This window comes from Fibrobacter sp. (genome assembly GCF_045112255.1).
GTDB lineage: Bacteria > Fibrobacterota > Fibrobacteria > Fibrobacterales > Fibrobacteraceae > Fibrobacter.
On record NZ_JBGUHR010000001.1, the window covers coordinates 1 to 8,021 of the forward strand.

At 52.9% G+C, this 8,021-nt stretch carries 19 protein-coding genes; all 19 read right to left on the reverse strand.

The features are described from left to right. Positions 1–346, reverse strand: a 346-nt coding sequence (rplR, locus tag ACJMM9_RS00005; RefSeq protein ID WP_405322698.1) for a 50S ribosomal protein L18, incomplete at its 3' end; no start/stop codon positions are given. A 9-nt stretch (positions 347–355) separates the two neighbouring features. Beyond that, positions 356–895: a 50S ribosomal protein L6 gene (gene rplF, locus ACJMM9_RS00010; protein ID WP_014546104.1), complete on the reverse strand. Its 540-nt coding sequence runs from the start codon at positions 893–895 to the stop codon at positions 356–358. A gap of 2 nt (positions 896–897) precedes the next feature. Next, positions 898–1,293: a 30S ribosomal protein S8 gene (gene rpsH / locus ACJMM9_RS00015; protein WP_014546105.1), complete on the reverse strand. Its 396-nt coding sequence runs from the start codon at positions 1,291–1,293 to the stop codon at positions 898–900. 12 nt (positions 1,294–1,305) lie between these two features. Next, a complete protein-coding gene (locus ACJMM9_RS00020; protein WP_014546106.1) occupies positions 1,306–1,491 on the reverse strand; it encodes a type Z 30S ribosomal protein S14 in 186 nt (61 codons plus the stop codon). A 9-nt stretch (positions 1,492–1,500) separates the two neighbouring features. Beyond that, on the reverse strand, positions 1,501–2,040 hold the full coding sequence (gene rplE / locus ACJMM9_RS00025) for a 50S ribosomal protein L5 (RefSeq protein ID WP_014546107.1): 540 nt from the start codon (positions 2,038–2,040) through the stop codon (positions 1,501–1,503). A gap of 9 nt (positions 2,041–2,049) precedes the next feature. Then, positions 2,050–2,349, reverse strand: a complete 300-nt coding sequence (gene rplX, locus ACJMM9_RS00030; protein ID WP_073442651.1) for a 50S ribosomal protein L24 — start codon at positions 2,347–2,349, stop codon at positions 2,050–2,052. Next, a complete protein-coding gene (gene rplN / locus ACJMM9_RS00035; protein ID WP_015732011.1) occupies positions 2,349–2,717 on the reverse strand; it encodes a 50S ribosomal protein L14 in 369 nt (122 codons plus the stop codon). The genes rplX and rplN overlap by 1 nt, the downstream gene beginning before the upstream one ends. 20 nt (positions 2,718–2,737) lie before the next feature. Beyond that, entirely contained in the window at positions 2,738–2,992 is a 255-nt protein-coding gene (gene rpsQ, locus ACJMM9_RS00040; protein WP_015732012.1) for a 30S ribosomal protein S17, read from the reverse strand. 17 nt (positions 2,993–3,009) lie between these two features. Continuing rightward, the gene (gene rpmC, locus ACJMM9_RS00045) at positions 3,010–3,201 is read right to left on the reverse strand and encodes a 50S ribosomal protein L29 (RefSeq protein WP_014546109.1); all 192 of its coding nucleotides are present in this window, start codon (positions 3,199–3,201) and stop codon (positions 3,010–3,012) included. Continuing rightward, complete coding sequence (gene rplP / locus ACJMM9_RS00050) at positions 3,201–3,614, reverse strand: 50S ribosomal protein L16 (RefSeq protein WP_014546110.1); 414 nt, start codon at positions 3,612–3,614, stop codon at positions 3,201–3,203. The genes rpmC and rplP overlap by 1 nt, the downstream gene beginning before the upstream one ends. A gap of 2 nt (positions 3,615–3,616) precedes the next feature. Beyond that, on the reverse strand, positions 3,617–4,276 hold the full coding sequence (gene rpsC, locus ACJMM9_RS00055; RefSeq protein WP_014546111.1) for a 30S ribosomal protein S3: 660 nt from the start codon (positions 4,274–4,276) through the stop codon (positions 3,617–3,619). 2 nt (positions 4,277–4,278) lie between these two features. Then, positions 4,279–4,629 (reverse strand): 50S ribosomal protein L22, encoded by a 351-nt coding sequence (gene rplV / locus ACJMM9_RS00060; RefSeq protein ID WP_014546112.1) that lies wholly within the window; start codon positions 4,627–4,629, stop codon positions 4,279–4,281. After that, positions 4,629–4,910, reverse strand: a complete 282-nt coding sequence (rpsS, locus tag ACJMM9_RS00065; protein WP_014546113.1) for a 30S ribosomal protein S19 — start codon at positions 4,908–4,910, stop codon at positions 4,629–4,631. Before rpsS ends, rplV begins: the two co-directional genes overlap by 1 nt. A gap of 3 nt (positions 4,911–4,913) precedes the next feature. Next, entirely contained in the window at positions 4,914–5,744 is an 831-nt protein-coding gene (gene rplB / locus ACJMM9_RS00070; RefSeq protein ID WP_014546114.1) for a 50S ribosomal protein L2, read from the reverse strand. A 2-nt stretch (positions 5,745–5,746) separates the two neighbouring features. Next, a complete protein-coding gene (gene rplW / locus ACJMM9_RS00075; RefSeq protein WP_405322705.1) occupies positions 5,747–6,049 on the reverse strand; it encodes a 50S ribosomal protein L23 in 303 nt (100 codons plus the stop codon). Further along, on the reverse strand, positions 6,049–6,669 hold the full coding sequence (gene rplD / locus ACJMM9_RS00080) for a 50S ribosomal protein L4 (RefSeq protein ID WP_405322707.1): 621 nt from the start codon (positions 6,667–6,669) through the stop codon (positions 6,049–6,051). The genes rplW and rplD overlap by 1 nt, the downstream gene beginning before the upstream one ends. Then, complete coding sequence (gene rplC, locus ACJMM9_RS00085) at positions 6,669–7,286, reverse strand: 50S ribosomal protein L3 (protein WP_014546116.1); 618 nt, start codon at positions 7,284–7,286, stop codon at positions 6,669–6,671. The genes rplD and rplC overlap by 1 nt, the downstream gene beginning before the upstream one ends. 5 nt (positions 7,287–7,291) lie before the next feature. Next, entirely contained in the window at positions 7,292–7,600 is a 309-nt protein-coding gene (gene rpsJ, locus ACJMM9_RS00090; RefSeq protein ID WP_014546117.1) for a 30S ribosomal protein S10, read from the reverse strand. A 9-nt stretch (positions 7,601–7,609) separates the two neighbouring features. Next, positions 7,610–8,021: EF-Tu/IF-2/RF-3 family GTPase (locus tag ACJMM9_RS00095; protein ID WP_405322710.1), on the reverse strand; the 412-nt coding region annotated here is incomplete at its 5' end.

The following is an 8,021-nucleotide window of genomic DNA, read 5'->3' on the forward strand; positions in this document are numbered from 1 at the left end:
CTCCCTCAGCGAGAGCCTGAACGCGACCGTGATAGATGTAACCGCCGCGGTCGAAGACCACGGATTCAATGCCCTTGGACTTGGCGAGTTCAGCAATCTGGAGACCGAGCTGCTTAGCCTGTTCGGTCTTCGTCATTTCACCAAACTTACCCTGGAATTCCTTGGAAGCTGTGGTGACCTGAGCGACAGACTTGTTGTTTTCGTCATCAAAGATCTGGGCAATCATGTGAGACAAGGAACGGCGAACAGCCAAACGAGGGCATTCTGCAGTTCCGACAACAGACTTGCGTACGCGTTCGTGGCGTGCGATTCTGGACTGGATTCTTTTTTTAGCAATTGCAGTCATAGTTTACCCTTATTTACCTGTCTTCTTACCTTGCTTGCGACGCACAATTTCGCCAGCGTACTTGATGCCCTTGCCCTTATACGGTTCAGGCTTTCTGTACTTGCGAATTTCTGCTGCAGCTTGGCCAACCTTCTGCTTGTCGATGCCGGAGATCGTGATCTTCAGCGGATCAACAGCCTTCAGTTCAACGCCTTCCGGAGCCTTGAAGATCACCGGATGAGAGAAGCCGAGAACCAAGTTGAGGTCCTTGCCCTTCTGTTCGACGCGGTAGCCAACGCCAACGATTTCGAGAGTCTTCTGGAAACCCTTGGTCACGCCTTCGACCATGTTGTTGACGAGAGCGCGAGTGGTGCCGTGCATAGCGCGGGTGAACTTTTCATCATTCGGGCGGGTGAAGGAGAGCTTGTCGCCATCGAGGTTGATGGAGATGAGTTCGTGAACTGTCGTTTCGAGCTTGCCCTTCGGGCCTTCGACCTTGATGTTCTGACCGTTGACGTTAACCTTAACGCCAGCCGGGATAGTGATAATAGCTTTACCGATACGGGACATCTTTACCATACCTTTGCGATGACTTCGCCACCCACCTTGAGTTCGCGGGCTTCGTGGTCAGTCATGACACCTTTAGATGTGGAGATGATAGCATAGCCGAGGCCGTTGCGAACGCGCGGAAGCTTGGCCACGTCAACGTAGTGACGGAGACCCGGCGTAGAAACGCGCTGGAGGCCCTGGATAGCGGATTCGCCCTTCGTGTAACGGAGGAGGACCTTGAGGATGCCCTGCTTACCGTCATCAACGACGACGAACTTCTTAATGAAACCTTTTTCCTGCAACACACGTGCAATATCACGCTTCAGATTGCTGGCAGGAATGTCCACCACGGGGAGCTTTGCCGTAGAGGCATTGCGGATACGGGTGAGCATATCGGCGATAGTATCTGTCATTGCCATTTTATACTCTCCTTACCAAGACGACTTTGTGATACCGGGGATTTCGCCGGCGAGTGCCATTTCGCGGAAGCAAATACGGCAAAGGCCAAAGCGGCGCATAAAGGCGTGCGGCCTACCGCAACGCTTGCAACGGTTGTACCCACGAACGGTATACTTCGGAGTACGCTTGCATTTTTCAATCATTCTTCTGCTTGCCATGGTATTACCTTACTTCCTGAAGGGGAGTCCAAGTTCTTCGAGGAGGGCACGGCCTTCGTCGTCCGTCTTAGCGGAGGTGACGAAAGAGATGTCCATACCGAAGGTACGGGAAATCTTGTCAATGTCGATTTCAACAAAGATCGTCTGTTCCTTGATGCCGAGGGTGAAGTTACCCATGCCATCAAAGCCACGGCGTGCGAGACCACGGAAGTCGCGGACACGCGGAAGGTCGATGTTGATGAAACGATAGAGGAAGTCCCACATGTTGTCGCCATGAAGTGTGACCTTAGCACCGATGCCGATACCTTCACGGAGGTGGAAGTTAGCGACAGCCTTCTTAGCGTTAGTGACAATAGCCTTCTGACCGGTGATAGCAGTGAGAGTGTCAGCAGCTTCGTCGAGAATCTTGCGGTTCTGGGAAGCGGCGCCCACGCCCATGTTGAGCACGATCTTTTCGAGACGCGGAATCTGCATCACGTTCTTGTAGGCAAACTTTTGCTGCAAGGCCGGAACGACCTTTTCGAGATAGAATTGCTTCATCTGGTTCATTGCGTTACCTTACACAGCCTTTCCAGTTTTGACACTGGTACGAACGCCCTTCTTACCCTTTTCGCGAACGATGCGGGTACGAACGGGAGTGTTGCCTTCGAGAAGCATCACGTTGGAAATGTCGATCGGCAATTCCTTTTCAACGATGCCACCAGTCTGATTGGTCTGAGACGGCTTTTCGTGACGCTTGCAGACGTTGACGCCAGAAACGGTCACCTTGCCATCCTTGACACTGATCACGGTGCCGGTCTTGCCCTTATTGGCACCGGAAATCACCTTGACGTTATCATTCTTCTTGATGTTAGCCATTACAGAACCTCAGGTGCGAGGGAGATGATCTTCATGTATTTCTTGTCGCGGAGTTCACGAGCCACCGGTCCAAAAATACGGGTTCCACGCGGTTCGCCATCCTTGTTGATGAGAACCACTGCGTTGTCGGAGAAACGAATGAACGTTCCGTCCGGACGTGCGATTTCTTTAGCTGTGCGGACGACGACGGCGTCGGCCACGGAACCCTTCTTCACCTTGCTCTGGGGGATAGCGTCCTTAACGGCTACCTTGATGACATCACCGATGCTAGCATAGCGACGGTTTGTGCCACCCAAAACACGGATGCAGGCGACTTCCTTGGCACCACTGTTATCGGCCACGACGAGTCTGGTTTCTTCTTGAATCATATTCGCCTTACTCCAGGAGTTTACTTCTTCTTTTCCACAATGCGGACGAGGCGCCAGCGCTTCGTTGCAGAGAGGGGACGAGTTTCCATGATTTCGACCAAGTCGCCTTCTTCGGCTTCATTCTTTTCATCGTGAGCCTTGAGCTTGCTGGTCGTAGTCATGATCTTGTTGTACATCGGGTGACGCTTGCGGTTTTCGACCACAACCGTAATCGTCTTGTCCATCTTGTCGGAGGAGACGATACCCTGCTTGACTTTACGAAGGTTTCTTTCCATTTCCTGCTCCTGCCGGCTTATGCCTTGGCCTTTTCGCTGAGGATGGTCTTGATTCTGGCGATGTCCTTGCGGGCAGCTTGAATCACAGAGGGTTTTTCCAAATTACCGAGCTTCGCAGTCATGCGGTAATTGAACAAATCGAGATTCAACTGAGCCAGTTTTTCCTTGAGCTGGTCAACGCCCAGTTCTTTCAATTCACGTGCTTTCATTAGATCTCCGATTCTTCGATGATTTTGCACTTAAGGGGGAGCTTCTGAATTGCGACATGGAGAGCTTCCATGGCAAGTTCGCGTTCAACACCACCCATTTCAAAAAGGATGCGACCCGGGAGGATTACGGCTGCCCAGAATTCGACTGCGCCCTTACCCTTACCCATACGGGCTTCTGCAGGGTGACGGGTAATCGGCTTATCGGGGAAGACGCGAATCCACACGCGACCACCACGCTTGATCTTACGAGTCATGGCGATACGAGCAGCTTCGATCTGGCGAGCGGTGAGCCAGCACTTTTCAAGAGCCTGGATACCGAATTCGCCAAAGGCGATATAGTTGCCACGAGAGGCGACGCCCTTCATGCGCCCTTTCATTTGCTTACGATGCAATGTTCTTTTCGGACTCAGCATAATTACTTCTCTCTCTTGTTGTCGTTCATGACGTCCTTACCGATCTTTTCACCGTGCATGATCCACACCTTGATACCGATGGCACCATAAACGGTCTTAGCGATGGCAGTTGCGTAGTCGATGTCAGCACGAAGAGTGTGCAGAGGCACGCGGCCTTCAGCATACTTTTCAACGCGGGCAATTTCGGCACCACCGAGGCGGCCACCGCACTGCACCTTGATACCTTCCACACCCATGCGCATAGCGGACTGGATAGCACGCTTCATGGCACGGCGGAAAGAAATACGCTTTTCGAGCTGGCGAGCAATGTTTTCAGCCACGAGCTTGGCATCAGTTTCCGGACGCTTGATTTCGTGGACTGCAATATAGATTTCTTTACCGGTGAGGAACTGGAGTTCGCCCTTCAAACGTTCCAATTCTTCGCCCTTTTTACCGATAACGATACCCGGGCGAGCGGTATAGAGGTTAACGTTCACCTTCTTGACGGTACGTTCGATGCCGACCTTGGAGAGGGAGGCATGTTCGAAACGCTTCATCAAGTAGCGACGGAGCACGATATCTTCATAGAGAAGATCGGCAAACTTGTCTTCGGCATACCACTTGGATTCCCAACCGCGGATAACGCCAAGACGAAGACCATTAGGATGAGTTTTGTGACCCATTGTTAATTCTCCTTGTCTGCGACAACGACGGTGATGTGGGAGAGCGGCTTTTCGATACGGAAAGCACGGCCCTGGGAACGCGGGTGAATGCGCTTCATGATCGTACCACCATCAGCAGTGATGGTCTTGATCACGATTTCTTCGGCGGAAACCGGAGCGGCGGACTTCTGCTTCAAGTTAGCGACAGCGGACTTGAGAGCATTTTCAACCAGCGGAGCACCCTTGGTCTGCGTACGGAGGATGGAGAGCATCGCGAAGGCTTCGCTGACGGACTTGCCACGAACGAGGTCGACTACGCGACGGAGCTTGCGAACGCCGTAACGGACGTTTTTAACTTTAGCAACAGCTTGCATTATTTCTTGCCTCCAGCAGTTTCAGTCTTGCGGTGACCGCGGAAAGTACGGGTCATGGAGAATTCGCCGAGCTTATGGCCAACCATGTTTTCGGTGACATAAACCGGAAGGAACTGCTTGCCGTTATAGACGGAGAACGTGAGTCCGACCATATCCGGGACGATTGTGGAACGACGGGACCAGGTCTTGATAGCCTGTTTCTTGTCGGAACCGGCCATCGCCTGGGCCTTGCTGAGAACGTGGGAATCCACGAACGCACCTTTCTTAAGGGATCTAGACATGAATTAGGCCCTCTTCTGACGATGACGTACGATGAACTTATCAGTACGCTTGTTGTTACGAGTTTTTGCACCCTTAGAGTTCTTACCCCAAGGAGAGCACGGATGACGACCACCAGAGGTACGACCTTCACCACCACCAAGGGGGTGATCGACCGGGTTCATAACGACACCACGGACGGCCGGGCGCTTGCCGAGCCAGCGAGAGCGGCCTGCAGAACCCGAGGATTCATTCATGTGATCGATATTGGAAACCTGGCCAACGGTAGCGAGGCAGTCTTCCGGGATGTAGCGGACTTCGCCACTCGGAAGCTTGACCTGGCAGAGCTTGCCGTCCTTGGCAACCAGTTCTGCACCGGCACCAGCGGAACGAGCAATCTGGGCACCCTTGCCCGGCTTCATTTCGATGTTGTGGATAATGGTGTTGAGCGGAATGTCGCGGAGAGGAATTGCGTTACCTACGCGGAATTCTGCACCTTCACCAGCGTTCAGCACATCGCCAACCTTGATTTCGGCCGGAGCGATGATGTATGCGCGCTTGCCGTTTTCGTACTTGACGAGAGCGATGCGAGCGGTACGGTTCGGATCGTATTCAATCGTTTCGACAGTGCAGGAGAGACCGGCAAACTGACGCTTGAAGTCAATGATACGATACAGTTTCTTGTGACCACCACCACGACGACGGGAGGTAATTTCACCAGCATTGTTACGGCCGGAGCTACGCTTGATACCTTCGGTAAGCGGCTTGTACGGCTTTACAGCAGAGAGTTCCTTGCGGTCACCAATCTGCTTGTAACGCAGTGTCGGGGTAATCGGGCGATAAGATTTCAGACCCATGGTTATACTCCTTCAAACTCGGCAATCTTTTGCCCGGCCTTCAATGTGATGTAGGCCTTCTTCCAGTTCGGTTTCTTGCCAGCGACCATGCGGACGCGCTTGATCTTGCCGCGGTTGATCAAAGTATTGACCTTAGCGACCTTGACTTCAAAGCGCTTTTCGATAGCGGCCTTGATGTCTTCCTTAGAAGCGTCCATGGCGACCTTGAACACGTACTTGTGCACGTCGTTACGCGGGTTGACCATGTTCTTCATGGTTTCTTCGGTAACGTGCGGAGCAACGAGGATTTCGCGAATTTCTTTCATTAGCGGCCTCCTTCAAGTTCTGCGAGAGCAGCCTGAGAGATGACAACGTTATTTGCACGAACAACATCGTAAGTGTTGACGTCAGCTACGCGAGCGCAGCGGCACCAAGGAATGTTGTTAGAGGAAAGATAGAGGTTCTGATCCTTTTCGCTAACGATGAAGAGAACGTTGCGCTGTTCGATGCCAGACTTGGAAAGAACAGAGAGGAGATCCTTAGTCTTCGGAGCGCTGAAGCTGAGAGCTTCGAACACGGAGACCTTACCTTCGCTAGCCTTGTTGGCGAGAGCGGAGTAGAAAGCGATCTTCTTGACCTTCTTGTTCACCTTTTCGAAGTAGTCATGAGACTTCGGACCGTGTGCCTTAGCACCACGAACCCAAACTGCAGAGGTGTTCTGACCAGCGCGAGCGCGGCCGGTACCCTTCTGCTTCCACGGCTTCTGGCCACCGCCACTGACTTCGCCCTTGGACTTAGTCTGAGCAGTACCCTGACGGTTGTTGTTCAGGATAGCCTTGATGTGGAGGTACATGCAGACCTTGTTGACTTCCTGGTCGAAGAGAGCCGGGAGCTGGATATCATTCTTAAAATCGCCAGTAGCGGCGAAAAGCTTTGCACTAGCCATTAGTCTTTCCTCACCACGATGATGCTGTTCTTCGGGCCCGGGACAGCGCCACGGACGAAGATCAGGTTGCGGTCGCCATCAACTTTGACGACCTGGAGGTGCTTCACGGTCACTTTCTTGTTGCCGTATTGACCAGCCATACGCTTACCCGGGAAAACACGGCCCGGATAGGAGTGAGCGGACGTACCACCCGGTTCGCGCATATTGTGCGTACCATGGGAACGAGGACCGCTATGGAAACCGTGGCGCTTGATAGTGCCAGAGAAACCATGACCCTTGGAGATGCCAGAGACGTTCACAGTCTTTGCATCAGCGAAGTCGGCAGCGCCGAATTCCTTGCCAACCGGCCAGGATTCGAGATCAGCGACATCAAATTCAGCGAGGTGTTCACGAACAGCCACGTCAGCCTTCTTGAAATGGCCGACTTCTGCCTTATTGGCGCGCTGTTCCTTCTTGAGACCAAAGCCGATCTGGACAGCAGTGTAGCCGTCCTTCTCTTCTGTCTTATGGCAAACGACCACGCACGGACCGGCTTCGAGAACCGTGACAGGGACGCATTCGCCCTGTTCCGTGAACACTTGGGTCATTCCCAATTTCTTTGCGAGAATACCGTTCATTGTTATTAGACCTTAATTTCGACTTCAACGCCTGCCGGCAAGTCAAGTTTCATGAGGGAATCTACAGTTTGCGGCGTAGCATCAAGGATGTCGATAAGACGCTTGTGCGTACGGGATTCGAACTGTTCACGAGAAGTCTTGTCAATATGCGGAGAGCGGAGCACCGTATACTTCTGGATCTTCGTCGGGAGAGGGATGGGGCCTGCAATACGAGCCCCAGTGTTCTTAGCTGTATTCACGATATCTTGAGCAGAGCGGTCGATCATACGATGATCGAAGCTCTTCAAGCGAATACGGATGCGTTCACCAGCCATGATTATTCCTTACTTGATGATTTCGGTAACAGAGCCAGCACCAACAGTACGTCCACCTTCGCGGATAGCGAAGCGGAGCTGCTTTTCCATGGCGATCGGAGCGATGAGGTTCACGTGGATCGTGACGGTATCACCCGGGGTAACCATTTCGACGCCTTCCGGGAGCTGAATCGTGCCGGTAACGTCGGTGGTGCGGAAGTAGAACTGAGGACGGTAGCCGTTCATGAACGGCGTGTGGCGGCCACCTTCGTCCTTAGTGAGAACGTAGATTTCAGCCTTGAATTCGGTGTGCGGAGTGACAGACTTCGGAGCGGCGAGAACCATGCCACGGACGATGTCCTTCTTTTCAGCGCCACGGAGGAGGAGACCAACGTTGTCACCTGCCTGAGCGTCGTCGAGAAGCTTGCGGAACATTTCAACA

Bases quoted from the DNA above. Each gene is read 5' to 3' on its own strand.
- rplF (WP_014546104.1), bottom strand. From the start codon at position 895: ATGTCCCGTATCGGTAAAGCTATTATCACTATCCCGGCTGGCGTTAAG.
- rpsH (WP_014546105.1), bottom strand. From the start codon at position 1,293: ATGGCAATGACAGATACTATCGCCGATATGCTCACCCGTATCCGCAAT.
- ACJMM9_RS00020 (WP_014546106.1), bottom strand. From the start codon at position 1,491: ATGGCAAGCAGAAGAATGATTGAAAAATGCAAGCGTACTCCGAAGTAT.
- rplE (WP_014546107.1), bottom strand. From the start codon at position 2,040: ATGAACCAGATGAAGCAATTCTATCTCGAAAAGGTCGTTCCGGCCTTG.
- rplX (WP_073442651.1), bottom strand. From the start codon at position 2,349: ATGGCTAACATCAAGAAGAATGATAACGTCAAGGTGATTTCCGGTGCC.
- rplN (WP_015732011.1), bottom strand. From the start codon at position 2,717: ATGATTCAAGAAGAAACCAGACTCGTCGTGGCCGATAACAGTGGTGCC.
- rpsQ (WP_015732012.1), bottom strand. From the start codon at position 2,992: ATGGAAAGAAACCTTCGTAAAGTCAAGCAGGGTATCGTCTCCTCCGAC.
- rpmC (WP_014546109.1), bottom strand. From the start codon at position 3,201: ATGAAAGCACGTGAATTGAAAGAACTGGGCGTTGACCAGCTCAAGGAA.
- rplP (WP_014546110.1), bottom strand. From the start codon at position 3,614: ATGCTGAGTCCGAAAAGAACATTGCATCGTAAGCAAATGAAAGGGCGC.
- rpsC (WP_014546111.1), bottom strand. From the start codon at position 4,276: ATGGGTCACAAAACTCATCCTAATGGTCTTCGTCTTGGCGTTATCCGC.
- rplV (WP_014546112.1), bottom strand. From the start codon at position 4,629: ATGCAAGCTGTTGCTAAAGTTAAAAACGTCCGTTACGGCGTTCGCAAG.
- rpsS (WP_014546113.1), bottom strand. From the start codon at position 4,910: ATGTCTAGATCCCTTAAGAAAGGTGCGTTCGTGGATTCCCACGTTCTC.
- rplB (WP_014546114.1), bottom strand. From the start codon at position 5,744: ATGGGTCTGAAATCTTATCGCCCGATTACCCCGACACTGCGTTACAAG.
- rplW (WP_405322705.1), bottom strand. From the start codon at position 6,049: ATGAAAGAAATTCGCGAAATCCTCGTTGCTCCGCACGTTACCGAAGAA.
- rplD (WP_405322707.1), bottom strand. From the start codon at position 6,669: ATGGCTAGTGCAAAGCTTTTCGCCGCTACTGGCGATTTTAAGAATGAT.
- rplC (WP_014546116.1), bottom strand. From the start codon at position 7,286: ATGAACGGTATTCTCGCAAAGAAATTGGGAATGACCCAAGTGTTCACG.
- rpsJ (WP_014546117.1), bottom strand. From the start codon at position 7,600: ATGGCTGGTGAACGCATCCGTATTCGCTTGAAGAGCTTCGATCATCGT.